Source organism: Aeromonas sp. PI_26 (genome assembly GCF_027854445.1).
Classification (GTDB): domain Bacteria; phylum Pseudomonadota; class Gammaproteobacteria; order Enterobacterales; family Aeromonadaceae; genus Aeromonas; species Aeromonas veronii.
The window spans coordinates 1-26,199 of the sequence record NZ_JAJNOE010000002.1 but is presented as its reverse complement, the minus strand read 5'-3'; the positions used below and the strand labels follow the sequence as shown (position 1 = coordinate 26,199).

20 protein-coding genes are annotated in these 26,199 nt (G+C 60.0%); 4 read left to right on the top strand and 16 right to left on the bottom strand.

Annotation, left to right across the window (positions count from 1 at the left end; all coding sequences use genetic code 11):
- Positions 1-2 precede the first annotated feature (2 nt).
- The 11 genes from exeG to LRL22_RS02575 all read right to left on the bottom strand — a co-directional run bounded on the left by exeG (position 3) and on the right by LRL22_RS02575 (position 13,652).
- Complete coding sequence (gene exeG, locus LRL22_RS02625; protein ID WP_005338297.1) at positions 3-434, bottom strand: GspG family T2SS major pseudopilin variant ExeG; 432 nt, start codon at positions 432-434, stop codon at positions 3-5.
- A gap of 97 nt (positions 435-531) precedes the next feature.
- Positions 532-1,752 (bottom strand): GspF family T2SS innner membrane protein variant ExeF, encoded by a 1,221-nt coding sequence (gene exeF, locus LRL22_RS02620; protein WP_100646469.1) that lies wholly within the window; start codon positions 1,750-1,752, stop codon positions 532-534.
- Between the two features lies 1 nt (position 1,753).
- A complete protein-coding gene (exeE, locus tag LRL22_RS02615) occupies positions 1,754-3,259 on the bottom strand; it encodes a GspE family T2SS ATPase variant ExeE (RefSeq protein WP_270904652.1) in 1,506 nt (501 codons plus the stop codon).
- Positions 3,259-5,298 carry a GspD family T2SS secretin variant ExeD gene (gene exeD / locus LRL22_RS02610; RefSeq protein ID WP_270904651.1) on the bottom strand — a complete coding sequence of 680 codons (2,040 nt, stop codon included), beginning with the start codon at positions 5,296-5,298 and terminating at the stop codon, positions 3,259-3,261. The genes exeE and exeD overlap by 1 nt, the downstream gene beginning before the upstream one ends.
- Positions 5,299-5,319: 21 nt before the next feature.
- A complete protein-coding gene (gene exeC / locus LRL22_RS02605; RefSeq protein WP_272546736.1) occupies positions 5,320-6,153 on the bottom strand; it encodes a GspC family type II secretion system variant ExeC in 834 nt (277 codons plus the stop codon).
- A 227-nt stretch (positions 6,154-6,380) separates the two neighbouring features.
- Complete coding sequence (gene exeB / locus LRL22_RS02600; RefSeq protein WP_270904649.1) at positions 6,381-7,076, bottom strand: GspB family T2SS assembly factor variant ExeB; 696 nt, start codon at positions 7,074-7,076, stop codon at positions 6,381-6,383.
- On the bottom strand, positions 7,076-8,644 hold the full coding sequence (locus LRL22_RS02595; protein WP_270904648.1) for an ExeA family protein: 1,569 nt from the start codon (positions 8,642-8,644) through the stop codon (positions 7,076-7,078). Before LRL22_RS02595 ends, exeB begins: the two co-directional genes overlap by 1 nt.
- 327 nt (positions 8,645-8,971) lie before the next feature.
- Complete coding sequence (locus tag LRL22_RS02590) at positions 8,972-10,417, bottom strand: HD domain-containing phosphohydrolase (RefSeq protein ID WP_270904647.1); 1,446 nt, start codon at positions 10,415-10,417, stop codon at positions 8,972-8,974.
- A gap of 49 nt (positions 10,418-10,466) precedes the next feature.
- Positions 10,467-11,588, bottom strand: a complete 1,122-nt coding sequence (locus tag LRL22_RS02585; RefSeq protein ID WP_270904646.1) for a beta-ketoacyl-ACP synthase III — start codon at positions 11,586-11,588, stop codon at positions 10,467-10,469.
- Between the two features lie 54 nt (positions 11,589-11,642).
- Entirely contained in the window at positions 11,643-12,806 is a 1,164-nt protein-coding gene (locus tag LRL22_RS02580; RefSeq protein ID WP_270904645.1) for a vWA domain-containing protein, read from the bottom strand.
- 3 nt (positions 12,807-12,809) lie between these two features.
- Positions 12,810-13,652, bottom strand: a complete 843-nt coding sequence (locus tag LRL22_RS02575; RefSeq protein WP_270904644.1) for an AAA family ATPase — start codon at positions 13,650-13,652, stop codon at positions 12,810-12,812.
- A gap of 159 nt (positions 13,653-13,811) precedes the next feature.
- On the opposite strand from LRL22_RS02575, the gene cysK reads away from it, so the two are divergent.
- The 4 genes from cysK (at position 13,812) to crr (ending at position 17,804) form a co-directional block, all read left to right on the top strand.
- Complete coding sequence (gene cysK, locus LRL22_RS02570) at positions 13,812-14,780, top strand: cysteine synthase A (protein ID WP_005338267.1); 969 nt, start codon at positions 13,812-13,814, stop codon at positions 14,778-14,780.
- Positions 14,781-15,220: 440 nt separating this feature from the next.
- Complete coding sequence (locus LRL22_RS02565; RefSeq protein ID WP_005338266.1) at positions 15,221-15,478, top strand: HPr family phosphocarrier protein; 258 nt, start codon at positions 15,221-15,223, stop codon at positions 15,476-15,478.
- A 46-nt stretch (positions 15,479-15,524) separates the two neighbouring features.
- A complete protein-coding gene (gene ptsI, locus LRL22_RS02560) occupies positions 15,525-17,252 on the top strand; it encodes a phosphoenolpyruvate-protein phosphotransferase PtsI (protein WP_005350061.1) in 1,728 nt (575 codons plus the stop codon).
- 42 nt (positions 17,253-17,294) lie between these two features.
- Positions 17,295-17,804: a PTS glucose transporter subunit IIA gene (crr, locus tag LRL22_RS02555; RefSeq protein WP_005338264.1), complete on the top strand. Its 510-nt coding sequence runs from the start codon at positions 17,295-17,297 to the stop codon at positions 17,802-17,804.
- A 99-nt stretch (positions 17,805-17,903) separates the two neighbouring features.
- On the opposite strand, the gene LRL22_RS02550 is transcribed toward crr, so the two are convergent.
- From LRL22_RS02550 to LRL22_RS02530, 5 genes are all read right to left on the bottom strand, one after another.
- Positions 17,904-18,836, bottom strand: a complete 933-nt coding sequence (locus LRL22_RS02550) for a GGDEF domain-containing protein (RefSeq protein WP_270904643.1) — start codon at positions 18,834-18,836, stop codon at positions 17,904-17,906.
- A gap of 339 nt (positions 18,837-19,175) precedes the next feature.
- Complete coding sequence (locus LRL22_RS02545) at positions 19,176-21,206, bottom strand: M13 family metallopeptidase (protein WP_270904642.1); 2,031 nt, start codon at positions 21,204-21,206, stop codon at positions 19,176-19,178.
- A gap of 54 nt (positions 21,207-21,260) precedes the next feature.
- The gene (locus tag LRL22_RS02540; RefSeq protein WP_019446789.1) at positions 21,261-21,665 is read right to left on the bottom strand and encodes a hypothetical protein; all 405 of its coding nucleotides are present in this window, start codon (positions 21,663-21,665) and stop codon (positions 21,261-21,263) included.
- A 405-nt stretch (positions 21,666-22,070) separates the two neighbouring features.
- The gene (gene mscK, locus LRL22_RS02535; RefSeq protein ID WP_270904641.1) at positions 22,071-25,400 is read right to left on the bottom strand and encodes a mechanosensitive channel MscK; all 3,330 of its coding nucleotides are present in this window, start codon (positions 25,398-25,400) and stop codon (positions 22,071-22,073) included.
- Between the two features lie 150 nt (positions 25,401-25,550).
- A partial coding sequence (locus LRL22_RS02530; RefSeq protein WP_270904640.1) for a pyruvate kinase occupies positions 25,551-26,199 on the bottom strand: 649 nt, incomplete at its 5' end.

Below are 26,199 nucleotides of genomic sequence, written 5' to 3'. Positions count from 1 at the left end.
ACTTATTGGAAATCCTTAAGGTTCCAGTTGCCGATGTCGTCATCGGTACCGGCTTCGCCATCCAGACCCATGGAGAAGATGTCGATCTTGCCGAACTGGCCCGGGCTCAGCAGCTGGTACGGGTTGCCCCAGGGATCTTGCGGCAGGCGCTTGATGTAGCCGCCATCGCGGTAGCTGCGCGGTGCCGGATCGATAGAAGGCTTGGTCACCAGCGCGTCCAGACCCTGTTCGGTGGTCGGGTAGCGGTTGTTGTCCAGCTTGTACATGTCGAGGGCGTTTTCCAGCGCCACGATATCTGAGACCGCTTTCTGCTGGTCAGCTTTCTCCTTGTTGCCCATCAGGTTGGGCACCACCAGACTGGCCAGAATGCCGAGGATCACGATGACCACCATGACTTCCAGCAGGGTAAAACCGGATTGACGACGTTTGTTCATGAGTTGCTCCGTAACGAATGAGATGGGATGGCCCATCAGAGAGTGATCACTGGGTGGGTTCGGCGGGCCGCCAGCGGCGCCACCGAACACCGGAAACTTACATATTCACCATGTTGTTGAGCTCGAGGATCGGCTGCAGGATCGACATCACGATAAACAGCACCACCCCGGCCATGGAGACCACCAGCATGGGTTCGAACACCCCGAGGGCGATATTGACTTGGGATTCAAACTCCCGATCCTGGTTGTCCGCCGCCCGCTCCAGCATGCTGTCGAGCTCGCCGCTCTGCTCGCCGGAGGCGATCATGTGCAGCATCATGGGCGGGAAAATCTTGGTCTCGGTCAGCGACTTGCGCAGACTGGTCCCCTCGCGCACCCGCTCGGCAGCCTCGAGAATGCGCATTCTGGCAAAGTCGTTGGAGAGCACTTCGCCGGAGATCTTCATCCCCTCCAGCAGGGGCACCGCACTGGCGTTGAGGATGCTTAAAGTACGGGCGAAACGGGCGGTGTTGAGGCCGCGGCTGACCCGGCCAATCACCGGCAGGCCGAGCAGCACCTGATGCCAGCGTCGGCGACGTTTTTCATCGGTGAGCCACCAGCGCCAGACAAAGCTGGCGATAAAGAGCAGCAGCAGAAACCAGAGGCCGTAGGCCTGCATCAGTTCGCTGGTACCGATGAGAAAGCGGGTGGTGCCCGGCAACTGCTGGCCCATGTGTTCAAACTGGGCCACCACCTTGGGCACCACGGCGGTGAGCAGGATCGAGATAACCCCGATGGCGACACAGGTGAGCACGATGGGGTAGATCATCGCCTGCAGCAGCTTGGTGCGCATATGCTGGCGCTGCTCGGTGTAGTCGGCGAGGCGGTTGAGCACTTTTTCCAGATGGCCCGATTTTTCACCGGCCGCCACCATGGAGCGAAACAGCTGGTCGAATACATGGGGAAAGGCCCCCAGCGAGTCGGCCAGCGAATAACCTTCCACCACCTTGCTGCGCACGGTCGCCACCAGAGAGCGCAAGTGGGCTTTTTCGCACTGCTCGGCTACCGCTTTGAGCGCCTCTTCGATGGTGAGACCGGCGCCCACCAGAGTGGCCAGCTGGCGAGTGATCAGAGCCAGCTCGGCAGTGCTGGCACCGCGCCGAAACAGGGCGAAGCGGGTCGCTTCCCGTTTCGCCTTCTCGGTGGTCTCGTTCACCTCGAGGGGAGTGAGCCCCTGCTCGCGCAGCAACTGGCGTACCTGACGGGCGGAATCCCCCTCCATCACGCCGCTCTTGCTGCGCCCCTTGTTGTCGAGGGCCTTGTATTCGAATGCCGCCATCTCAATCTTCCCGGGTCACGCGCAGCACCTCTTCGAGACTGGTCTGCCCCTTGAGGACCTTGTCGATGCCGTCACGGCGGATGCTGGGGGTGTGGCCGCGGATCAGCCGCTCGATGGCGAGCTCGCCGCTGGCACTGTGAATGGCTTCACGCACCGCTTCATCGATCACCACCAGCTCGTGGATGCCGGTCCGGCCACGGTAGCCGGTGTGGTTGCACAACTCGCAGCCGACCGGGCGCCACACCTGCTGATCGGGGGCAAGCTCGATGCCCATGGCGAGGCGCTCTTGCTCGGTAATGGGGCGCGGGGCGCGGCAATCGGGGCAGAGGGTGCGCACCAGTCGCTGGGCCAGTACCGCCAAGAGCGACGAGGAGAGCAGGAAGGGCTCGATCCCCATGTCCCGCATCCGGGTGATGGCGCCGATGGCGGTGTTGGTGTGCAGGGTCGACATCACCAGGTGACCGGTCAGCGATGCCTGCACCGCAATCTGGGCGGTCTCGAGGTCACGAATTTCCCCCACCATCACCACATCCGGATCCTGACGCAGGATGGCGCGCAGGCCGCGGGCGAAGGTCATGTCCACCTTGGTGTTGACCTGGGTCTGGCCCACCCCTTCGAGGTCGTATTCGATAGGGTCTTCCACCGTCAGGATGTTTCGATCCCGCGAGTTGATTTCTGACAGCGCCGCATAGAGGGTGGTGGATTTACCGGAACCGGTCGGGCCGGTGACCAGAATAATGCCGTGGGGCTTGCGAATAAGCTCGCTGATGATGGTGCGGTTGGCCGCGGTCATCCCCAGCTGCTTGAGCTCGAGGCGCACGTTGTTCTTGTCCAAGAGACGCAATACCACCCGCTCGCCGTAGCTGGACGGCATGGTGGAGACCCGCACGTCGACGGCGCGACCGCCGATACGCAACGAGATACGGCCATCCTGCGGTACCCGCTTCTCGGCGATATCCATTCGCGACATCACCTTGATCCGGGAGACCAGAAGTGATGCCAGCTTGCGATGGGGGCGAAGTATCTCCCGCAGTACCCCATCGATGCGGAAGCGGATAACCAGTGCCCGCTCGAAGGTCTCGATATGGATATCGGAGGCCTCTTCCTTGATCGCCTCACTCAGCATGGCGTTGATGAGGCGAATGATGGGGGCGTCGTCGTCGGCATCCAGCAGATCTTCGCTCTGGGGCAGCTCTTCGGCCAGGGCGAAGAAGTCCATCTCGTTGCCGAGATCTTCCATCAGCTGGCGCGCTTCGGAGGAGTCGCGCTGATAGTGGGCCATCAGCAGCTCTTCGAAGGCCTCGTTGTCGAGCTGCTCCACCGCGAAGCTGCAACCCGCGACCCGCCGCACCTCCAGCAGGGCGTGCGGGGTGACGCCGGGGCGGCACTGCAGCACGGGGGCGCCGTCCCGCTCAATCAGGATCACACCGAAGTTGCGGGCAAAGACAAAGGGGAGCTCGGGCAGTGGCGCAGGCCCGACGCTTCCATCCAGATGGTAGGCACTCATCAGGGCTTACTCTGCACAAACGGGGTGGTGGTCTCGATAGTGTTCTGCTGTCTGCTCCGCATCTCGTTGATCTGCTTCTGGATCTCTTTTTGCAGCTCGGGCGACACCATCACATCCTGGCCATAGGCAGGCAATACCTGACGTTTGGGCGAGGTGAGATAGCCCTCCTGGGCAGCCGCATCCAGCTGTTCGGCGCGGAACAGGGAGTATTTGTTGCTGGAGACACCGGTATAGACGTCCGCATCGCGCAAGATGGTCGGCCGGATAAAGACCATCAGGTTGCGCTTGGAGGTGGTGTTGGAGGTGGAGCGGAACAGATAGCCCAGCACCGGGATATCGCCCAGCAAGGGCACCTTGGAGACCTGCTCCTTGGTCTCCTCATTCATCAAACCGCCCAGCACCACGGTTTCGCCGCTTTTGACCAACACCGCGTTCTTGACGGTACGGGTATCGAAAGTGGGGCCAAGGTTGGCGGTACCGGTCGCCTGGGTCTGGGCGACGCTGGAGACCTCCTGCTCGATATTGAGCAGCACCGAATCCCCTTCGTTGATCTGCGGGGTCACCACCAGCTTGGTGCCCACCGTCTTGCGCTCGATGGTGTTGAACACCTGATCGCTGGTGGTGGAGCTTTGCGAACCGCTCTGGACCGGGACCTCCTGACCGACGTTGAAGGAGGCCTCCTTGTTATCCATGGTGACGATACTCGGGGTGGAGAGAATATCGTTCTTGGTATTGGAGGCCAGCGCCGTGGCCAGCATGGCCCAGTCGCCGTGATAGAAACCGGCGGCCATGCCGTTGAACTCTTTCAGCAGACCGGCAGCGGTGTCGGTCTTGCCATTCTGGTAATCCTTGCCCGCCGCAATGGCGCTGCCGAGGGGCAGACCTGAGTTGGTGAACTGGGTGCCGCCGCCGTTGGCATTGCCCCACTGGACGCCGAGGCTGAGGCCGTCGCCATCCTGCATCTCGACGATGATCGCCTCCACCAGCACCTGGGCGCGGCGGATATCGAGCTTGGCCACCACCTGCTCCAGTTCGGACATCACGTCCGGCTGGGCGGTGATGACCAGCGCATTGGTGGTCTCGTCGGCGGAGATGGCCAGCTTGCCTCCGCCGATGCTGGCGCCACCTGTGGTTGCGCCGCCGCCCTTCTTGTCGGCCTCGATGCTGGAGCTGACGCCTTTGAGCACCTCGACCATGTCTTTGGCCTTGCCATATTTGAGGTAGAAGACCCGGGTGTTGCCCTGGCTTTGTAGGTCGCGGTCGAGCTGGCGCACCATCTGGATGATGCGGGCGCGCGCTTTCGGCTCACCACTCACCACCACAGAGTTGGTGCGCTCGTCGGCCACCACCTTGGGGGAGAGCAGCAGGGAAGCGGTGCCACCCTGGGGGTTGCCATCCTTGTTGAGGTTGGTCACCAGCCGCACCATTTCACCTGCCGAGGCGAACTTGAGCTTGATGATGTCTACATCCTGATCGCCTGCGCGGTCGACCCGGTTCACCACCTCCACCAAGCGGTTGACCACAGCGGCGCGCCCGGTGATCAGCAGCACGTTGGAGGGCTCGTAGTGCACCACGTTGCCACCGCCGGCGTTGTCGTTGAGCTGGCGCAGCAGTGGTGCCAGTTCACGGACCGAGACGTTGCGCACCGGCACGACCCGGGTCACCATCTCGTCGCCCATGCCCGGGTTGCTGCCATCCACCACCGGAATGGCGGAGGTCTTGGCATCCCGCGAGCGCAGCACCTTGAGTACCCCGTTGTCCATCGGCACCACGGCAAAGCCGTAGACGTCGAGCACGCTCAGGAAGAACTGGTAGTACTGCTCCTCATTGAGCAGGTCGTAGCTGCGAACGTTGATCTTGCCGCGCACCGAGGGCTCGATGATGATGGTCTTGTTGAGGTTCTTGCCCACCGTGTTGATGAACTCTTCGATATCGGCGTTCTTGAAACTGGCAGAGTATTCGGTGGCCCAGGCTGAGCCCGCCATCATCAGTGCCGCTGCGATAGTGGCCAGACGCCAGCTTTTCCCTTTAGTGGTCATTATTGGTACGACTCCAAATCATTATTCTGACAAGCGCACATAGATGTCGAACTGTTCGCCCTGTCGCTCGACGGTCACTGTCATTTCCGTTGCGCCAGCCATCTGCTGCATCGCCTGCATGGCTTGCATGTTGTCCCGTAAATCCAGCCCGTTGATGCTGATGGCCAGGTCATTGGCCTGCAGCCCGCTCTGGTTGAAAAACTCAGGATTGCTGCCCGGATTGAGGCGATAGCCGGTCATGCGGCCATCCACCTGAACCGGTGAAATATTGAGGTAATCGGTGATCTTGCCCGGATCGGCCATCAGCTCGCTGCGCAGGGAGCCAAGGGGGGCGGTGTTGGTCTGCGGCAGTGGCTTGCCATACTCCTCGCCATCCAGCATCAGGGTCTCGTCGCGGCCATCCCGCTCGATGATCACCCGATCCGGATAGACCTGCCGGATCCGCGCCTGGGTGCCGTCAATCATGTCACCGACCCCGTAGGAGTTCTGGATGCCGGACATGGCGATGATGGCGATGGATTTGGCGGGATCCGAGCTGGCCAGCACCCCGTTGAGCTGGGCATTGAGCTGGGTACGCGGCGCATTAGCGGCCACGGCGGCTTTGGCTTGCGCCTTGGGGATCGCCTTGCCAAAAAGTGCCAGTCGGCTCACCTCGCCCAGTTCAAGGCGCGGGTTGCTCAGGCCGTTGGCCGCCACGGCGGAGGGTTGCCACGGTTGGCTGGTTTGCGGGCTTGCCAGGGTGAGCAGACGCCAGGTGAGGGCGGCGCTCTGCTGGGCCAGCATGATCAGCAGTGCCAGAAAGGCCACCTGGGTGACTCTGGTCATGGGAAGCCGCCGGCACTGGGCCAGCAGCATGGTCAAGATGTCATCCCTGAATCGTAGCGTCATATTAATCAACAAATTCCAGGCTCTGGGGCGGCTGCGTATTGTGTACGGCGGAGTGCTGTGACACAACGGGTCGGGGCGCGCCAAACCGTAAAAATGGACATTTCATCACACCGTAAAGCTTTGAATGCTCACAAAAGTGTCACTCAGGTGAGGTGCATCCTGCTTGCCAGCAAACATCAGGGTACGGTGCGTACTCATCCTCGCCAATCCTGCAGCGCCTTGAGGGTCACGCTCTGTCCGGCGACCTGCAGCACTATGTATTGCTGGTCGATGGTAGCGAGCACGACCCCCGGGGCGATTTCGCTCCCCTCCCGGTATTCCCGGCCATTGAGCACTACGGCGCGCTTGGCGGGGTTGGAGGAGAACACATGAGAGCCATAGCTCAGCTGAGGTACCTGCTGGCGCACCGATTGGGGTGCCGAGCCCAGCGCCATCAACTGGGCCGGTTGCACGTTGTTCTGGCCGGTGGTGTGTGACGTCTCCTGCAATGGGGTTTCATTGAGGGCTTTCATCAGCTGCTCGGCCAGACTCAGCGTGGGGGTATTCCCCTGACTGGTTCCTTCGTTTTTGGCCACTGCTCTGGGTTGGACCACCGGCTCCGGCAGGGGTGGGGGTAGTGGACGGGTCACCATCGCCTTGGGTTCGACCCGCACGAAGGGCGGGGTGATCACCTCTTTCACCTCCACCTTCTCCTCGATGGGGCGCAGGTGGATCAGATGCCAGCCATAGTTGGCGCCCGCCCCCAGCAACAGGGCCAGGGGGGCCAGCAGCCAGCCGATGCGGCGTGGGCTGCGCTCCTCTTCCCGGGGCATGGGCAAGCCCATGGCCGGAATATGGGCGGAGAGTTGTGGTTGCTGCGCACGGCGCAGCGCCTTGAGCAGGGTAGACATCAGGAGGCCTCCTCCAGTCTGGGCATGGGTTCACCGGAGAGGGCGTTGAGACGCAGCAGGGTGTTGCTGCCCGCGATGCCATCAGGGGTGAGCCCCTGATCCCGCTGGAACTGCTGCAGCTTGTTCTTGAGCTCGCCATCGAAACGGCGCACCTTGCGCTCGGGTTGTTGCAGCGCACGGCTCAGGGCATTGTCGAGCCACTGGATCTGGGTCTGACCGGCATTGCTGGCGATCAGGCTGACGCCCCCTTTCGGCATGCGCCAGAGCAGGGTGTAGCTGCCGCCCCAGTTGTCGCTGAGCCACTGGCGATCCACCTGCCAGCTCTGGTCACCTATCATCAGGCTGGCCTTGTTCGGCCCCAGATTGACCAGGGTCGCATAGTAGAGGCCGCCAGTCTGGTCAGTGAGAGTGATCATGGCTGGGTACTGCAGGGCGCGCAGCTCGTCAAGGCTTGCCTCTCCCTCCTGACAGCGCAGACCGGCACGGGGCGCGTTGTCGCAGGTTGCTTCGAACGGTTCCGGTTCATACCCCCAGACCCGATAGAGATTCTGCATGGCGCTGTCGGGGGCGATGGCCTGATTGATCGCCTCGGTCAGCTGCTCCTGCTGCTCGGCAGTCTCGTCGATGGTGACCGGCACCTCGACCTTGACTACCGGACGGGTGGGGAACACGCCGAAAAATTGCCAGCCCCACCAGCCTGCGGCCACCAGCAGGGCGCCCGCCAGCGTCACCATCAGACCGGAGGCCCAGCTCCCTTCGTCCCGAACGCCATTGACCTCGAAGGCGGCCTGGCTGATATCGCTGTGGACAATCTTGTAGCTGCCACGGGCGAAAGCGGCGATCAGGGCGCGGTCACAGATGAGGTTGATGAAACGGGGGATGCCGCCACTCAGGCGATGAAGCGTCTTGATGGCGCGCGGGGTGAAGATGGGTTGTACGCAGCCTGCAACTTGCAGCCGGAAGCGGACGTAGGCATCCACATCGCTGTGAGAGAGCGGCAGCAGGTGATAGCGGGCGGTAATGCGTTGGGCCAGCTGACGCAGCAGGGGCTGGCGCAGCATCTGTTGCAGCTCGGGCTGACCGATCAGCACTACTTGCAGCAGTTTTCGTTCGTCGGTTTCGAGGTTGGTGAGCAGACGCAGCTGCTCCAGTACGCCGGGCAGCAGGTGCTGCGCCTCATCCACCAGTACCACGCTGCGCTTGCCTGCCGCCAGGTTGGCCAGCAGGTGATCGCGAATAAGGTCGAACAGCCGCTTGATCCCGGCATCTTCGGGATAGGGGAGTTGAAACTCGTCGCAGATGGCGGCCAGCAGATCCCGTTCGGTCAGGGAGGGGTTGAGGATATAGGCGATCTCGGTCTCGGCGGGGAGCTGTTGCAGCAGGCAGCGGGAGACGGTGGTTTTGCCGGTGCCCACTTCGCCGGTCAGCAGCACAAAGCCGCCGCCATCCTGCAATCCATAGTTGAGATGAGCAAGGGCTTCGCCGTGGCGCTCGCTCATATAGAGGTACTTGGGATTGGGCGAGATGGAAAACGGGTGTTCCGAGAGGCCGAAGAACTGTGTGTACATGAGGGTATTCTTTTGTAGCCGGCGACAGATGAAAAATGTCTCCGGATGATAGCAAACCTCGCTTTCATTGGAAGCCATCATTGGCGCCGGAGGGCAAATTGCGGCCTTTTCCTGCCATCTTGTGATCCCGGTTGCGTCATTGGCACGACTCCGGATCACAAAATGACAAAAAACAGCTGTAAATAAAGGGAAATATCAATATGTGCGCGGCGTGGCAAAGGCCGTCAGCATGGCGCTGAGTCGGCCATGGTCAGACCTGTTTGTGTACAATTTATGACGCCGGTTGCCCTGTCAGCCATCAGAGCAAGCTGGTCAGCATGTACTTGCTCAGTGGTGATCCTGAAACTGCGCGGCAATCTCCCTGAACTGCGCTTCGCAGGCGAGAAACGCCGCGACAATGTCGGGATCAAAATGGCTGCCGCTCCCCTTCACGATGATCTCCTTCGCTTCCTCATGGCTGAAAGCAGGTTTGTAGACTCGTTTCGAGATGAGTGCATCGTAGACATCTGCTACCGCCATCAAACGCCCGGAGAGGGGAATGTCCTCACCCGCCAGCCCTGCCGGATAGCCGCTGCCATCCCACTTTTCGTGATGGGTGAGGGAGATCTCCCGGGCCAGCCGCAGGAAGGAGTTCGAGCCCAGCTGCGCCTCGGCACTCGCCAGCGCGTCGGCTCCGATCTGCGGGTGGCGCTTCATGATGGCGAACTCCTCGTCGGTTAGCTTGCCCGGCTTGAGCAGGATTGCGTCGGGAATGCCCACCTTGCCCACATCGTGCAGCGGGGCCGATTTGAACAGCAGATCGATGGTGGCGTCATCGAGCGGATAGCGATCCCAGTCGCTGCGACTGAGGTATTGCGCCAGCGCCTTGACGTAGTGCTGGGTGCGAATGATATGGGCGCCGGTCTCGTTGTCCCGGGTCTCCGCCAGCGAGGCTAGGCCGAGGATAGCCACGTCGCGGGTCAGGTTGAGCTCGTCGCTGCGGGATTTCAGCTCGCCGATCATCTGATTGGTGCTGGCGGCGATAAGGCCAAACTCGTCATCCCGGGTGACCGGCACCCGGGCGTCGAAGTCACCGCACTGCACTCTGGCCATGGTGCTGGTCTGCTGGCGCAGGGATAGGCCGAGATTGCGACCATAACCGTGGATGATGAGGGCGAGATAACAGAAGGTCACCGTCATTACGAAGGCGATCTCCCACAGGATGTAGTGCTGGGCATCGACCCTCGGCAGGCTGCGCTCCACCGTCACCAGCCACTCCAGATCCTTGTTGAACAGCAAGAAGAAGACGCCCCCCAGCAGGGTGAGGGTCGCCAGGGTAAAGAGGGTGAACTTGCGTGGCATCGGCATGGCCAGCGGGTGGCTCAGTGTCAGGCTCTGCTCGGCTTGCCGTGTTCTGGCCCGATGCCAGTCTCGCTCCAGAGTCAGGTCGGCCGCTACCAAAAAGCCGAGGGTGGTCATCCCCAGCAGCACCTTGAGGTGACTCTCCAGCGGAAAGTCGTGGGCCAGCGCGTTGTAGCCCGACAGCAGCAGTGCTCCCAGCAGGTAGAAACCGACCTCCAGTCCAAACCCGTCCAGCCCGTTGCGCGGCAGGGGCCGCCTTGAGAGCAGCCAATTGCGCACGGCGAACATGATGGCGAAGGTCACCAGGGTTGGCCCCAGCAACTGGGGCAGGGTGAGACTCTCGAGAAACGGGCAAACCTGCCAGCCATAGAGACAAAAGAGTGACAGGGTTACCCCGTAGTGCAGGGCGCAGCGCCCCGTGATCCTCTGCATATTCCCACCCATGTTGCTGGTTATTGTTATGTCGGCGGGAGGCCCGCCATTACAAGCGCCGCAGCAGCAGGCTACCGATGGAGTAGCCTGCGCCAAAGGAGCACAGTACGCCGCGAGCCCCCGCAGGAAGGTCGCGATTGTACAGATGAAACGCGATGATGGAACCCGCCGAGCTGGTATTACCATAGCTATCAAGAATGACCGGCGCCTCCTGCTGGCTGGCATCGTGGCCCAGCAGCTTGCGACCGATGAACTGGTTCATGGTGAGGTTGGCCTGATGGAGCCAGAGCCGGTTCAGGCTCTCGGCGGGCCAGCCCTGCTCATCGAGCTGGTTGGCTATCTGGTGGCACACCAGCGGTAACACCTCCTTGAACACCTTGCGCCCCTGCTGGCGAAACAGCTTGTCGTCGCTGTAGCGGGTGCGCGGGCTCAGCCGGTTCAGAAAGCCGAAGTTGTTGCGGATGTTGTTGGAGTACTGGGTCACCAGCTTGCTGGCCACCAGTTGCCACGGATTGGCCACCTTGCAATCGGCCTCCCGCTCCAGCAGCACCGCGGTGCAGGCATCACCGAAGATAAAGTGGCTATCGCGATCGCGAAAATTGAGGTGCCCCGAGCAGATCTCCGGATTGACCACCAACGCCACGTTGGCTGTGCCTGCCGCCAGCATGTCGGCGGCTGTCTTGATGCCGAAGGTGGCAGACGAGCAGGCCACGTTCATATCAAAGGCCATGCCGCTCGCCCCCAGATAGTGCTGCAGCTCGATGGCCAGCGCTGGGTAGGGGCGCGGCATGTTGGAGGCGGCGACGATCACCAGATCGATCTCGCCGGGCTCGCGACCGGCGGCGATCAGCGCCTGCTCGGCGGCGGCCACCGCCATCTCCACCATGATGGAGGGTATCTCATCGGGCCGCTCCGCCAGCAGCGGCTGCATGATATCGGGGTTGAGCACCCCCTCGCGGCTCACCAGATAACGGCTCTTGATGCCGGAGGCCTTCTCGATGAACTCGCAGCTGGAGTGCTGCTTGGCGGGGAGCTGGCCGGCGTCGATGGCAGAGGCGTTCTCCTCGTTGTAGAGATCCACATACTGGTTGAAGGCAGCCACCAGCTCTTCATTGCTGACGGCAAAGGGTGGGGTATAGAGGCCTGAGCCACTGATCACGATAGAGGTCATCTTTGCTCCTCGCCGGGTGCGTTCCCGGCTTGTCGGTTTATAGGGTAGAGAGGGTTACAGCTGGTCGATCGCCGCAGCGAGACCCGCCAGGGTCAGCGGGTGCATTCGCCCGCCAACCACGTCATTCATCAGCTTGATGGAGGGATGCCAGAGCCACTCCCGGCGCGGGGTGGGGTTGATCCACACCAGTTTGGGAAAGTGCTGCTGCAAGCGGGTAAGCCACACCTGACCCGACTCTTCGTTCCACTGCTCGACACTGCCGCCTGGCCAGGTGATCTCGTAGGGGCCCATGGTGGCATCCCCCACCAGGATCACCCGGTAGTCGCTGCCGTAGGTGCGCAGCAGGCGCAGGGTATCGAACCGCTCCTCAAAGCGGCGCTCGTTATCCTTCCAGACGAAGTCGTAGAGGCAGTTGTGAAAATAGAAGTACTCCAGATGCTTGAACTCGTGGCGCAGGGCGGAGAAGAGGCGCTGCACCTCGGCCACGTGGGCATCCATGGAGCCTCCCACATCGAAGAAAACCAACAGCTTCACCCCGTTGTGGCGCTCGGGTCGCAGCTTCACATCGAGCCAGCCCTGGCGGGCAGAACTTTTTATGGTGTCGTCGAGATCCAGCTCGTCGGGATTGCCTCTGCGCACCCAACGCCTGAGTTTGCGCAGCGCCAGCTGGATGGCGCGCTGGCCAAGCGGTGAGTCATCGCTGAAGTTGCGATAGTGACGGGCCTCCCACACCTTGGCCGCCTTGCCGTGCTGCCCCTCTCCACCCATGCGCACCCCCTCGGGGTGAAAACCGCCGTGGCCAAACGGGCTGCTGCCACCAGTCCCCACCCACTTGTTGCCGCCGGCGTGGCGCTCTTTCTGCTCGCGTAATCGCTGGTTAAGGGTTTCAATCAGCTTGTCGAGTCCGCCAAGGGATTTGAGCAGCGCCTTCTCCTCTGGGCTCAACAGCCGTTCGAACTCCTTGCGCAGCCACTCCTCGGGCAGGCTCTCCGGCAGCAGGGGAATCGCTTCCAGCCCCTCATAGTATTCGGCGAAGGCGCGATCGAAGCGATCGTAGTGGGCCTCGTCTTTTACCAGCAGGCAGCGGGAGAGCTGGTAGAGCTCGTCCATATCGACAGCGACCAGCCGGGCAGCCAGTGCGGCGTGCAAGTCCAGCAGCTCACGCAGGCTGCACGGCAGCTTGTGGCGGCGCAGGTGGGTAAAAAAGTCGATCAGCATGGGTCAGCTGCCGCGCCGGGCCAGAAAGGCGAGCTTCTCGAAGAGATGCAGATCCTGCTCGGTCTTGAGCAGGGCGCCATATAGCGCGGGCACCAGCTTGCCGGGCTCGCGGGCACGCATCGCCTCGGGGGCGATATCGTCGGCCAAGAGCAGGCGGATCCAGTCCAGCAGCTCCGAGGTGGAGGGTTTCTTGCGCAGCCCTTCTACCTCGCGCAGCTCGAAGAAGAGATCCATTGCCTCGCCAAGCAGGCTCTCCTTGAGGTCGGGGTAGTGGAGTTTGACGATGGCCTGCATCTCGGCCTTGTCGGGGAAGCGGATGTAGTGGAAGAAACAGCGGCGCAGGAAGGCATCCGGCAGATCTTTTTCGTTGTTGGAGGTGATGATGACCACCGGCCGCTGGCGCGCCTTGACTCGCTCGCCGGTCTCGTAGACGTCGAACTCCATCCGATCCAGCTCCAGCAGCAGATCGTTGGGGAATTCGATGTCGGCCTTGTCGATCTCGTCGATCAGCAGCACAGGTCGCTGCTCGGCGCTAAAAGCCTGCCACAGCTTGCCTTGACGAATGTAGTGGCTGATATCGGCCACTCTGGGATCGCCGAGCTGTGAGTCGCGCAGCCGGGCCACCGCATCATATTCGTAGAGTCCCTGCTGGGCCTTGGTGGTGGACTTGATATGCCAGGCAATGAGATCGGTGCCGAGATGGTCGGCGACCGCTTCTGCCAGCACCGTTTTGCCGGTGCCTGGCTCCCCTTTTATCAGCAGCGGTTTTTCGAGGGTGATGGCGGCATTGACCGCCATCTTCAATGCATCGGAGGCGAGATACTGTCTGCTTCCTGAAAATCCCATAACGTCGGTTCCTTTGACGATTGGCGCCCAGAGTCAGGGGCCAGAGAGAATAAGATCTATATGTTGTAATACCATATGGTTATAACGAATAGTCACTTCTCATTCAGAAACCACAGGGTAATCTTGTTTCATCGTCGTAACAAACACAGGGATAGCACCATGAGCAAAATTTTTGAGGACAACAGCCAGACTATCGGTCACACCCCGCTGGTTCGTCTCAACCGTGTTACCAAAGGCCGCGTGCTGGCCAAGATCGAGAGCCGCAACCCCAGCTTCAGCGTCAAGTGCCGGATCGGCGCCAACCTGATCTGGGATGCCGAGAAGCGTGGCATCCTGACCAAGGGTAAGGAGATCATCGAGCCCACCAGCGGCAACACGGGTATTGCTCTGGCATTTGTTGCGGCTGCTCGCGGCTATCCCATTACCCTGACCATGCCGGCAACCATGAGTCTGGAGCGCCGCAAGCTGCTCAAGGCGCTCGGTGCCAATTTGGTGCTGACCGAAGGGCCGCTCGGCATGAAGGGGGCCATTGCCAAGGCCAACGAGATCCTCGAATCCGAGCCGGGCAAGTATGTGTTGCTGCAACAGTTTGAAAACCCGGCCAACCCGGAGATCCACGAAAAGACCACCGGCCCCGAGATTTGGGATGCCACTGACGGTGAGGTGGATGTGTTCGTGGCCGGGGTCGGTACCGGTGGCACCATTACCGGGGTCTCCCGCTATCTGAAGCAGACGAAAGGCAAGGCGGTGGTCTCTGTCGCGGTCGAACCGGCCGAGTCGCCGGTCATCAGCCAGAAGCTGGCTGGGGAAGAGATCAAACCGGGCCCCCACAAGATCCAGGGGATCGGCGCCGGCTTTATCCCGGGCAACCTGGACCTCTCCCTCATCGATCGGGTGGAGAAGGTGACCAGTGACGAAGCCATCGAGATGGCTCGCCGCCTGATGGAGGAGGAGGGGATCCTGGCCGGTATCAGCTCCGGTGCTGCGGTGGTGGCTGCCAGCCGTCTGGCCGAGCTGCCGGAATTTGCGGGCAAAACCATTGTGGTCATCCTGCCGAGTGCGGCGGAACGTTACCTCTCCAGCGCCCTGTTTGCCGGGGTGTTCAGCGAGCAGGAACTGCAGCAATAACTGATCGGAATCTTTCAAAACAGCGGCGCTCCCAGGAGCGCCGCTTCTTTATGGGCTAGACTCAACCCCTGTTAGTGTCACTTGATCCTTATTTTTTGGGGTAAAATAACAAGTTCCGGAGTGAGAAAAAAAGCAGACATTCCGCTCTAAATCTCATATCCTGTGCGGCGTCACGCGGTGTTTGCTGGCTGGGTATCACAAAGTAACAAAGTGTTATTTTTCGTTATAAAATAATTTCAGGCCAGTCCTGATGCGGCTTGTAGCCCAATAACTGAAAATTGCCAACCAGCGCGCCGATTACTGCACAGAAACTTGACCTGGATTAAACCATTGCGGGTCTGCTTTCGTTACTTTACAACATATCCATACTGACACGGTGGGTCAGGTTGCTTCAAAAACGACCAACCCACCAAAAAATATCAATAATATGGGGTGAAACCATGTACGAGAAGTCTGTTGTTATTACTGCTGAAAACGGCCTGCACACCCGTCCGGCAGCTCAGTTCGTGAAAGAAGCCAAAGAATTCCAAAGCGAGATCACTGTGGTCTCCGGTGGCAAGTCCGCCAGCGCCAAGAGCCTGTTCAAGCTGCAGACCCTGGGCCTGACCAAGGGTACCAACGTAACTATCCAGGCTGACGGCCCGGATGCTCAGCAAGCTGTTGAGAAGCTGGTTGCCCTGATGGACGAGCTGGAGTAATCCAGCTTTAGATTCCTCCCCCACAGTCGTTTTAATAGGAAGGATTATGATATCTGGCATTCTTGCGTCCCCCGGTATCGCATTCGGTAAGGCGCTTCTTCTTAAAGAAGATGAAATCGTTATCAATCAGGGCAAAATCTCTGCTGACCAGATTGATGCCGAGATCAACCGTTTCCTCGAAGCTCGTACCAAATCAGCTGCCCAGCTGGAAGCCATCAAAGAGATGGCCGGTCGCACCTTCGGTGAGGAAAAAGAGGCCATCTTCGAAGGCCACATCATGCTGCTCGAAGATGAGGAGCTGGAAGGGGATATCAAATCCTTCATCAAAGACAACAAGGCTTCCGCTGACAAAGCCATCTATGAGGTGATCGAACAGTACGCCAAGATGATGGCCGAGCTGGATGATCCTTATCTGCGCGAACGCGCTACCGACTTCCGTGACATCGGTACCCGTCTGGTCAAGAACGTACTGGGCATCGCCGTTGTCAACCTGAGCACCATCGACGAAGAGGTGATCCTGGTCGCCAAAGACCTGACCCCGTCTGAAACTGCTCAGATCAACCTGAAATATGTGCTGGGTTTCGTCACCGACATCGGTGGCCGTACCTCTCACACCTCCATCATGGCCCGCTCTCTTGAGCTGCCGGCCGTGGTAGGCACCAACGACATCACCGAGCGCGTCAAGAACGGTGATATGCTGGTGCTGGATGCGATCAACAACCAGATCATCATCAATCCGACCGCTGAACAGCTGACCGAAGCCAAGAAGTTCCAGGCTCAGTTCCAGGCCGAGAAAGATGAGCTGGCCAAGCTGAAAGATCTGCCTGCCATCACGCTGGATGGTCACCAGGTCGAAGTGTGCGCCAACATCGGTACCGTCAAGGATACCGAAGGTGCCATCCGCAATGGCGCCGAAGGCGTGGGTCTGTACCGTACCGAGTTCCTGTTTATGGACCGTGACGCGCTGCCGACCGAAGAAGAGCAGTTCAAAGCCTACAAAGAAGTGGCCGAAGCGATGCCGGATCAGCCGATCATCGTGCGTACCATGGACATTGGCGGCGACAAAGAGCTGCCATACATGAATTTCCCGAAAGAGATGAACCCCTTCCTGGGCTGGCGTGCCGTGCGTATTTTCTTCGACCGCGAAGACATCATGCACGCTCAGCTGCGGGCCATTCTGCGCGCCTCTGCCTTCGGCAAATTGCGCATCATGTTCCCGATGATCATCTCTGTCGAAGAGTTCCGTAGCCTGAAAGCTACCGTAGAGACGCTGAAAGCCGAATTGCGTGCCGAAGGCAAAGCCTTTGATGAATCCATCGAAGTGGGTATCATGATCGAGACCCCGGCCGCTGCCGTGATGGCTCATCATCTGGCCAAGGAAGTGGATTTCTTCAGTATCGGTACCAACGACCTGACCCAGTACACCCTGGCTGTCGATCGTGGTAACGAGATGATCTCCGCCATGTACAACCCGCTGTCACCCTCCGTCCTGACCCTGATCAAGATGGTTATCGATGCGTCCCACGCCGAAGGCAAGTGGACCGGTATGTGTGGTGAACTGGCTGGTGACGAGCGCGCTACCCTGCTGCTGCTGGGTATGGGTCTGGATGAGTTCTCCATGAGCGCCATCTCTGTACCGCGTATCAAGAAGCTTATCCGCAACACCAACTTCGAAGATGTGAAGGCAATGGCTGATCAAGCACTGAGCTTTGCCACCGCCGCTGAAATCGAAGCATGCGTAGATAACTTTATTAAGCAGAAGGCAGTCTGCTAAGATCGGCTGCAAACAGCGACAAATCATCTCTAGGAGCTTTATATGGGTCTGTTTGATAAACTGAAGAAACTGGTTTCCGACGATAGCTCTGACACCGGCGGCATCGAAATCTTTGCTCCGCTGTCTGGCGAAATCGTGCCGATCGAAGATGTGCCTGACGTTGTCTTCGCCGAGAAGATCGTTGGTGACGGTATCGCCATCAAGCCGGCTGGCAACAAGATGGTTGCTCCGTGCGATGGTACCATCGGCAAGATTTTCGAGACCAACCATGCGTTCTCTCTGGAATCCGACTCCGGTATCGAGCTGTTCGTTCACTTCGGTATCGACACCGTTGAACTGAAAGGCGAAGGCTTCAAGCGTATCGCTCAGGAAGGTCAACAGGTCAAGCGCGGCGACACCATCATCGAGTTCGATCTGGCCGTTCTGGAGGCGAAAGCCAAGTCTACCCTGACTCCGGTTGTCATCTCCAACATGGACGAGATCAAAGAGCTGATCAAAATGACTGGTGCCGTGACTGTGGGCGAGACCCCGGTTATCCGTATCAAGAAGTAATGCCCGGCTGGCTTCACGCCAGTTGCGCAGTAAAAAACCGAAGCCTTGTGCTTCGGTTTTTTTATGACCGCGAGTCGGCTTCCCTTTCTGGTGATCCCTCTATTCTGTCGAGATGACAACCCGGTTACGGCCCTGATCCTTGGCCTGATAAAGGGCCCGGTCTGCCATCATCAGCAGATAGTCGATGCTCTCCTGCCCCTTCATGCTGGCACACCCCAGACTGATGGTGAGGGATAGCTGCTTCCCCTGCCATGGCAATCGGGTAGTACTGACATGCTGGCGCAGCTGTTCGGCGCGCCGTGCCGCCTGTTCAATATCGCAACCAGGCAGGATCAGCAGGAACTCCTCCCCGCCCCAACGGGCCAGACTCTCCCCCGGCAACAGCTGGCCAGCCATGGCGTGGGCGACGGCGCAGAGCGCGGCATCACCCGCAGGGTGGCCGTAGCGGTCATTGACCTGCTTGAAATGGTCGATATCTCCCAACACCACCGAGAGGGGCTCACCCTGCAACCAAAGGCTCTGCAGCTGTTGCTGGGCGCCGCGCCGGTTGGTCAGTTCGGTGAGCGGATCGGTGCAGGAGAGGCGGCTCACCTCTTCCACCATACACTGCAGGTCGTGGATATCGCGAAAAGTGACGATATGGCCATCCGGGATGGCATCGGCACCCAGCTGAGCAGTGACGATAAACCAGCGCGACTGACCGCTCTTGCAGCGGATCAGCGCAGGCATCTCGGCGACCTCCAGCCCTTGCGACAAGCTCTGTTCTACCTGGGAGTGCCAGGAGTCGATGATGGTGCGGCGATACCCTTCATCCGGGTAGGCGACCTGAAACCAGGAGGCCATGTCCGGCAGATCGTCAAGGTTGTAGCCCAGTTGCTCAATGAAGGCCTTATTCAGGAAGCGGTGGCGCCGCTGCGGGATCATGTCGGGTGAGCTGCCATCGTGACGGGCAATGGATTCGGACACCAGAATAGGCAGCGGGATCACATCGAAGGAGCGAAACAGGATCTGTTGCAGTTCTCGGTCATTCATAGGAAAAGCGGCTCCACGATGCATCTTTTACATGCTTTACCATAGGTCAGACCTGTTTGGTGGTAAACCGATTTATAGCGGTTCCGCCGCCGGTTTTTCAGCCAATGGCAAAGGCGAAAAAACGGTGGAGTTGTTTGCCGTGGCCGTATCGGGTGAAAGCTGGGCAGGCCGGGGAGAAGGGGCAGAGCAAAAGGGTCAAAAAAACCCACATGGTCAGGCACATGTGGGTCTGGAAAAACCAGGCAGGGTAAAACAGACACTCCCTATGTCGGTCATCTTCAGCTCAGGTGGAGGTGGTCCATCTGCTGGAGCTTTTCGGGCCAGGGCCCCTGCTGGTGGTCACCAAATCTTCACGCGCTCGGAAGGTGGCAGATAGAGCTTGTCTCCCGGCTTGATGGCAAAGGCGCTATAGAAGGCCGGCATATTGACGACGACGCCGTTGACCCGGTACTCCAGCGGCGAGTGGGGATCTGTCTTGAGCAGAACGGCCGCGAGCTCGGGCCGGTACTTCCCTTTCCACACCTGTGCCCAGCCGATAAAGAATCGCTGCTCGCCGGTAAAGCCATCGAGCACCGCTGGCAGGCGGTTGCCCAGGGCGAGCTGGTACGCCTTGTGGGCGGTGGTCAGGCCACCGAGATCGCCGATGTTCTCGCCAAGGGTCAGCTGGCCATTGACATGCTCTCCCTTGATGGGCTCGAAACGGTCGTACTGTTTCGCCAGTTTTTGCGCTCTGGCGGTGAACTCCTTGAGATCGGCCGGAGCCCACCAGTTGTGCAAGGCACCGTTGCCATCGAATTTGGCCCCCTGATCATCGAAACCATGGCTCAACTCGTGACCGATGACCGCGCCGATGGCGCCATAGTTGACCGCATCATCCGCCTTCAGATCGAAGTAGGGCGGTTGCAGTATGGCTGCCGGGAAGACAATCTCGTTGTTGTTCGGGTTGTAGTAGGCGTTCACCGTCTGCGGATTGTCGAACCACTCCTCCCGATCCACCGGTTGATGGAGGCGGGCAAGGTGCTCGTTGTAACGCACCGTGGCCGCGCGCTGGGCATTGCCGACCAGATCATCGGGACGGATCTCGATTGCGCTGTAATCCTGCCACTGGTCGGGATAGCCGATCTTGACCCGTACCTTCTCCAGTTTCGCCAGCGCCTGCTGTTTGGTCGGGGCAGACATCCAGTCGAGCCCGCCGATCTCCTGGCGATAGGCGGCGATCAGATTGCGCACCATGGTTGCCATCTGTGCCTTGGCTTCGGCCGGGAAGTAGCGCTCCACGTAGAGTTTGCCCACCGCCTGACCCAGATAGTCGTCCAGCACCTCCATGGCTTGCTTCCAGGGCTCCCGCTGCCGGGGGATGCCGCTCAGGGTCGTACCGTAGAAAGCGAAGTGCAGGGCATTGCTCTGGCTGTCGAGATAGGGCGCATAAGTACGTAGCAGATGGAACAGGCAGTAGGATTGCCACTGCGCGATGCTGGTCTCCTGCATCACGGCGGTCAGCTTCTCCAGATAGTCCGGCTCACTGACGATGATCTCCGTTTCCCCGGCGATACCGGCCTCTGCCAGGTAGCGTTGCCAATCCAATGTGGGCAGCAACTGACTGAGGCGGGCGATGGGCAGTTTGTTGTAGGTGAGGTTGTCATCCCGCCGCTTGACTCTGTCCCACTGCAGGCTGGCGAGCCGGGTCTCCAGCGCCAGAATGCGATGGGCCTGTTCGCTCGCCCCCTCGACGCCGGCATGGTTGAGCAGGGCGGTAATGAACTGCTCGTAGCTGGCCCGCAGAGCCTTACTGGCGGCATCTGCTTTCAGGTAGTAGTCCCGATCCGGCAGACCGAGACCGGATTGCTGCAGGTAGATCCCGTAGCTGTCAGGCTGCTTCTTGTCGGCCATGAACCCGATACCAAAGGGAGCGCCGCCCCCCAGCTTGCTGACCCGGGCAAAGTAGGTGGCTAGCGAGGCGCCATCATGGATGGCCATGATCTCGTCGCGCAGTGGCTGAATGGGGGTCAGCCCTTTGGCATCCCGTCCGGCCTGATCCAGATAGCTGGCGTAGAGATCGGCGATCTGTTGGCGAGGGGTTCCGGCCTGTTGCGGGCGCTTAAGCAGCTCCTCCAGCAACACCTTGCGATCCTCCAGCGACTTGTCCGCCAGCAGATTGCCGATGGTCTGCCTCGGCAGGTCATCTGGTATCCGGGTCTGGGCCAGCCAGTTGCCGTTGACGTGGCGAAACAGATCGTCCGCCGCGCGCACGCTGTTATCCATGCTGGCCAGATCCACCCCGGAGTGGCCGCTGGCGGCACCGGCGCATGGGGCCAGGCCAAGCAGGGCCAGCGCAATGAGGCTGGCGATCATGCTGCGTTGCTGTTTCATCGTGTGTGTCCTGTATGGGGGGCCAGTAGTGAATTGGCTGTAACCGCTGGTCAATCAGCTGCGAACGACCGAGAGGAAGCGACCGTCGTGATTGAAGGTGCAGGTAAAGTCGACCGCATCATCGTCGGTCTCGTACTGGCCATAGACCTTGTATCTGTGGCCACTCTCTTCTGCCGACTCGGTGGTGATATCGCGCGGGGAGACATGGAATTTGCTGGCTGCTTCCCCCGAGCAGTAACGGGGCATCTTGCTGGTGGCCATATGCTGGTCATCGCTATCGTCATGCTGGCCATCATGCTCGTGTTTGTTATCGCTGTGCTTTTTCCCGGCGTAATAGCCAGCTGCGCCGATGGCACCCAGCGCAGCTGCACCTATCAGGACTTTCTTGGTATCCATATTCTGGCAGCCGCTCAATGCCAGACTGGCGGCCAACCCCATTACCATCAAGGAGTGTTTCATCTCTCGGATCCTTTCAATTATCAAATGAGCAAGTCGGTGTCAGCCGGACGGTGGTCACAGTGCCCGGCGCTGGAATGGCGCCACTTTGCAATGGTCAGGATGAAGAGGACACTCAAATAAAATTAAAAAAAGTTATAAAAATCCGGGAGCCGGAGCGAGCGCAGTATGGGGGGCGCGGTGAGGGGAGAAGGGCGCAGGTTTCATCCATGCGGTAAGTAGTGGTGTAGGGCAAGTGTTTGTTTTTAGACTTTTATTTCTCTTTATATTTTATCAATAGTGGTGGCTGCTTGTTGTGCGGCGGCCAGCCATGCTGGCGGTGGATAGCCGTCTCTATCTTCAACTGGGCATAAAAAAGCCGCTCACCTGGGCGAGCGGCTGTTGCCAACAGATTCATGCAGTTCGCTATCAGGCTGGCTGCTTGCCATCTTCCGCGGGAGGTGGCAGAGCGGCGGAGTTGGACTCCACCTTCTGCTCTTCGCCCTGCATGTTCTTGATGTAGACATCCATCTGGTTGAAGGCGATCTCGATGCCGTTCTCGCGGAACAGCTGGTCGATCTTGCGGTTCAACTCGTCCACCGCCGGGTTGCGGTCTCCCAGTTCGCTCACGAAGAAGCGCAGTTCGTGATCCAGAGTGCTGGCACCAAAGGTGAGGAAGTAGACGATGGGGGCCGGATCTTTCAGCACGCGGCTGTTTTCGTCGGCCGCCTGTTTGAGCAGGGTGCGGGTCAGTTCAAGATCCGAGCCATACGCCACGCCCACCCGTACGATCACCCGGGTGACGGTGTCACTCAGCGACCAGTTGATGAGCCGTTCGGTCATCAACTGCTGGTTGGGGATGATCACCTCTTTGCGGTCGAAGTCGGTCAGGGTGGTGGCGCGAATGCGGATCCGCGAGACGGTACCGGAGAAGGAGCCGATGGTGACGGTGTCACCGATCCGCACCGGACGCTCGAACAGGATGATGATGCCGGAGACGAAGTTGGAGAGGATCTCCTTCATGCCGAAACCGATACCGACTGACAGACCACCCGCTACCCACTGCAGCTTGTCCCACTGCACGCCCATCATGGAGAGAGCGGTGAGGGAGCCAAAGCCGATCAGCACGTAGTTGAGCATGGTGGTGATGGCGTAGGCGGTCCCCTGAGCCAGGTTGAGCTTGGAGAGCACCAGCACCTCCAGCAAGCCCGGCAGGTTGCGCGCCAGTGACCAGGCACCGCCGAGCAGCAGGAAGCCGATCAGCACGTCACTCAGGCTGATGGGGAAGAGCACGGCGTTGGCGCCGGTGCCTTCACTGCGGTGCCACAGCACCATACTGTCGAGGTAGGAGAAGACCGCGACCAGATCGGACCAGAGCCAGTAGAAGGCGACGCCGAAGATCAGCATCAGCACGGTACGGGTCAGACGCAGGGACTGCTGGCTGACATCCTCCAGATCCATGGGCTGCTCTTCGATGGACTCGCCACCTTCCGCATCTTCCGAAGATTTGTGCTCACGCTTGGCCACCGCACGGCGGTAGGCCAGACGACGTGCTGCCAGCTCCAGACCACGCAGGGCGGTGCGGTAGACCAGGCTCCAGATGATGATGAGGTAGAAGGATTCGATCAGGCGACCGGTCAGCTTCAGCGCGGTGTAGTAGTAACCGAGCATCGCCAGCACGATCAGCGCCACCGGTGCCAGCGCCAGGGCAATGGCAATCAGCGACTTCTGCATGCTCGCCTCGCCCTTGATGCGGGCGCGGGAGATGGGGAACACCAGATAGGCGGCCAGCCCCAGCAGGGTCAGGGTCATGGCCTGACCGATCACGTCGTTGCCCAGGGTGGAGGGTTCAACCACCGCCTTGGTCGCGAGCATGATGAGCGGCAGCAGTGGCAACCAGATGTAGCGCATGCTGTTGCGCTTGGCCTGCAGCTCCGCTTTCGGGATCCGGAAGTGGGTTTCGGCGATGCCGCCCGGGCGCATCACCGCCAGATAGACGCTGAACACCAGATAACCGAGGGCGAGGTTCAGGGTGATCTGGAACATTAGCTTGGGACTGAGCAGACCGCAGTAGGTGAGCAGCAGACCGCCAGCCAGAATGAACATGCTGCCCGGCAGGCGTTGCAGCACGGTATAGAGCAGGGCGCGCGGGGTGTGCCACTGGCTGTCCTGACGGAAACGGCCAAGGTCCTTGGTGATCTTCTTCTCGCGCTCAACCAGCGCCGGACGTTTCCAGACCAGCAGGCCGCCGATCAGCAGCAGCGGGAAGGCGAGCAGGGAGATCCCCAAGAGCTCTTCGCGCCAGCGTTTCCAGTCCGGTTTCAATACCCAGTCGGAGGCCTGTTTGTAGGCCTGGGCGGGCCAGCTGATAAACCACTTGCTGTCGATGGGCTTGTTGCTGCTTACCCAGAAGATGTGTTGCTGCAGGGTAAATTCGATAGAGGCATAGACCCGCGCCAGCTGCTGCTGGGTCAGCTGCAGGCTGATGGCGTTGGTAAGCTGGCTGTCGAGCTGGCGGTTGAGCTGATCGAGCAGATTGATGCGGGTGTCGAGCAGCTTGGCAAGGCTCTCCTTGTCCTCCTCGCTGACCGGATCCTTGCTGCCGGCGATCAGATTGTCCAGATAGAGGTTCTTCTGGAACAGCTGGTCACGCTGCTGGCTCAGTTCAAACTGGGCCAGATGCAGATCGGCGATCTGCTCTTCCAGGTTTTTGACGGCGATGGTGGGCGCCGCTTCCAACTGCTGGTAGAGCTGATAGAGGATGCGTGACAGCAGCAGATTGCCCTTGAGCATCTGCACCTGTTCATTGAGGTTGCGCTCGGTCTGGATGCCGCGCTCCAGCCAGCTCTTGGCTTGCAGGTTTTTCTGTACCAGCGAGTTGAGGCTGGTAGTGGCACCGATCAGCTGCTGGCTGAGCTGGTGGTTGAGCTCCTGCTCTTTTTGCACCAGCGGGCTGTCTTCGGTCGCCACCAGTTCACCGGTCTGCTCGGCGGTTTTTTCGGTGTCGCCGAGGCGCTTGGCGCTGCTCTGATCCTGCAACAGCTGCAGTTTCTGCTCTTCGCTGGCGAGACGGGCACTCTGGTAGTCGCGCTGCTTGATCGCCAGATCCTGCATGCTGGTACGGTTATCCAGCTCCTTTTGCAGGTGGGCCAGTTGCAGGTCGAGCAGGGCCAGTTCGGCACCGAGCTTCATCTTCTCGGCGCTGGAGACGCTTTCACCTGCGTTGAGGCGGGTACGGATCTCCTGACTGCGCTGGTAGGCACGGCTCATGCTGGCCTGGGCCCGCTCCGGCAGGGTCTGCAAGCTGGTGAGCTGGCTGCCGATGGCGCCGAGGGCCTCCTGGGCCGCCTGCATGTTGGCCAGCACTTCCGGCTGACGGCTGTCGAGCTCTGCCAGACTCATGCTGGCGTATTCGCTCTTGATCTGCTCGGCACTCTTGCCCTTGGTCAGGGCATCGAGCTTGGCACTGATCTCTCTGAGCTCGGTGGGCAGGTTGCGGATCCGCTGGGCCTGGGTCTTGGCCTTCGCCTCTTCCTTGTCGATGCTGTCGAGCAGTCCGAGGGTTTCGGTCAGCAACTTCTGATCCGCTTGCTGACTGACGGTCAGGGTCTCTGATTTACCCAGACCATCCAGCGCTCGCTGAACTGCGTTGCGAGAGGGGACATCTTGCGCCATGGCTTGCGGCACGCAGAGGCTGGCGAGGAGACAGAGCAGCGGCAATAGGGTGGCCGAGACTCTTTTAAAACGTATTGAGGGCATATAACTTCCGGGTTATTACGCGATATTCGGGAGATTTCCCGCATAGATTAAATTCGCGTGGATTCTAACACCGGGCTTGTCAGGTAAGCAGGGGGGAGGGACAAAAAAAACGGCGCCCGCAGGCGCCGTTTTCAACTCGTTCAGCTCTGATTAAAGAACGTGAACAGAAGCGGTGTTGGTGGTGCCGCTCGGTACCAGAGCACCGGAGACCATCACAACCACGTCACCTTTCAGACCCATGCCGATTTCCAGCGCGGCTTCTTTACCGATGCGATAGAAATCGTCGGTAGAGGCGATGCTGTCAACCACGTGAGCAACCACACCCTTGGTCAGAACCAGCTGGGCAGCAGTTTTCTTGTTGGTGGTGATCGCCAGGATCCAGGCTTTCGGGAAGTACTTGCGAATGGCCTTGGCAGATTTGCCGCCTTCGGTAGCGACCACGATCAGCGGGGCGTCCAGCTTCTCGGAGGTCTCTACGGCGCCTTTACATACGGCTTCGGTGATGCGCAGCTTGTTGCTGTCGTTGGCAGCAGACAGGTTGGACGGCATCACGGCATCGGTACGCTCGCAGATGGTGGCCATGATGGTCACGGCTTCCAGCGGGTACTTACCCTTGGCGGATTCACCGGACAGCATGACTGCGTCGGTACCGTCCAGGATGGCGTTGGCCACGTCACCAGCTTCGGCGCGGGTCGGACGCGGGTTCTTGATCATGGAGTCCAGCATCTGGGTGGCAGTGATAACCACTTTGCGGGCTTTGTTGCACTTGGCGATGATCATCTTCTGGGCGAAGATAACT

What these genes read in the sequence shown, in the direction of transcription:
- exeG (WP_005338297.1), bottom strand. Translation starts at nt 434, where the DNA reads ATGAACAAACGTCGTCAATCCGGTTTTACCCTGCTGGAAGTCATGGTG.
- exeF (WP_100646469.1), bottom strand. Translation starts at nt 1,752, where the DNA reads ATGGCGGCATTCGAATACAAGGCCCTCGACAACAAGGGGCGCAGCAAG.
- exeE (WP_270904652.1), bottom strand. Translation starts at nt 3,259, where the DNA reads ATGAGTGCCTACCATCTGGATGGAAGCGTCGGGCCTGCGCCACTGCCC.
- exeD (WP_270904651.1), bottom strand. Translation starts at nt 5,298, where the DNA reads ATGACCACTAAAGGGAAAAGCTGGCGTCTGGCCACTATCGCAGCGGCA.
- exeC (WP_272546736.1), bottom strand. Translation starts at nt 6,153, where the DNA reads ATGCTGCTGGCCCAGTGCCGGCGGCTTCCCATGACCAGAGTCACCCAG.
- exeB (WP_270904649.1), bottom strand. Translation starts at nt 7,076, where the DNA reads ATGTCTACCCTGCTCAAGGCGCTGCGCCGTGCGCAGCAACCACAACTC.
- LRL22_RS02595 (WP_270904648.1), bottom strand. Translation starts at nt 8,644, where the DNA reads ATGTACACACAGTTCTTCGGCCTCTCGGAACACCCGTTTTCCATCTCG.
- LRL22_RS02590 (WP_270904647.1), bottom strand. Translation starts at nt 10,417, where the DNA reads ATGCAGAGGATCACGGGGCGCTGCGCCCTGCACTACGGGGTAACCCTG.
- LRL22_RS02585 (WP_270904646.1), bottom strand. Translation starts at nt 11,588, where the DNA reads ATGACCTCTATCGTGATCAGTGGCTCAGGCCTCTATACCCCACCCTTT.
- LRL22_RS02580 (WP_270904645.1), bottom strand. Translation starts at nt 12,806, where the DNA reads ATGCTGATCGACTTTTTTACCCACCTGCGCCGCCACAAGCTGCCGTGC.
- LRL22_RS02575 (WP_270904644.1), bottom strand. Translation starts at nt 13,652, where the DNA reads ATGGGATTTTCAGGAAGCAGACAGTATCTCGCCTCCGATGCATTGAAG.
- cysK (WP_005338267.1), top strand. Translation starts at nt 13,812, where the DNA reads ATGAGCAAAATTTTTGAGGACAACAGCCAGACTATCGGTCACACCCCG.
- LRL22_RS02565 (WP_005338266.1), top strand. Translation starts at nt 15,221, where the DNA reads ATGTACGAGAAGTCTGTTGTTATTACTGCTGAAAACGGCCTGCACACC.
- ptsI (WP_005350061.1), top strand. Translation starts at nt 15,525, where the DNA reads ATGATATCTGGCATTCTTGCGTCCCCCGGTATCGCATTCGGTAAGGCG.
- crr (WP_005338264.1), top strand. Translation starts at nt 17,295, where the DNA reads ATGGGTCTGTTTGATAAACTGAAGAAACTGGTTTCCGACGATAGCTCT.
- LRL22_RS02550 (WP_270904643.1), bottom strand. Translation starts at nt 18,836, where the DNA reads ATGAATGACCGAGAACTGCAACAGATCCTGTTTCGCTCCTTCGATGTG.
- LRL22_RS02545 (WP_270904642.1), bottom strand. Translation starts at nt 21,206, where the DNA reads ATGAAACAGCAACGCAGCATGATCGCCAGCCTCATTGCGCTGGCCCTG.
- LRL22_RS02540 (WP_019446789.1), bottom strand. Translation starts at nt 21,665, where the DNA reads ATGAAACACTCCTTGATGGTAATGGGGTTGGCCGCCAGTCTGGCATTG.
- mscK (WP_270904641.1), bottom strand. Translation starts at nt 25,400, where the DNA reads ATGCCCTCAATACGTTTTAAAAGAGTCTCGGCCACCCTATTGCCGCTG.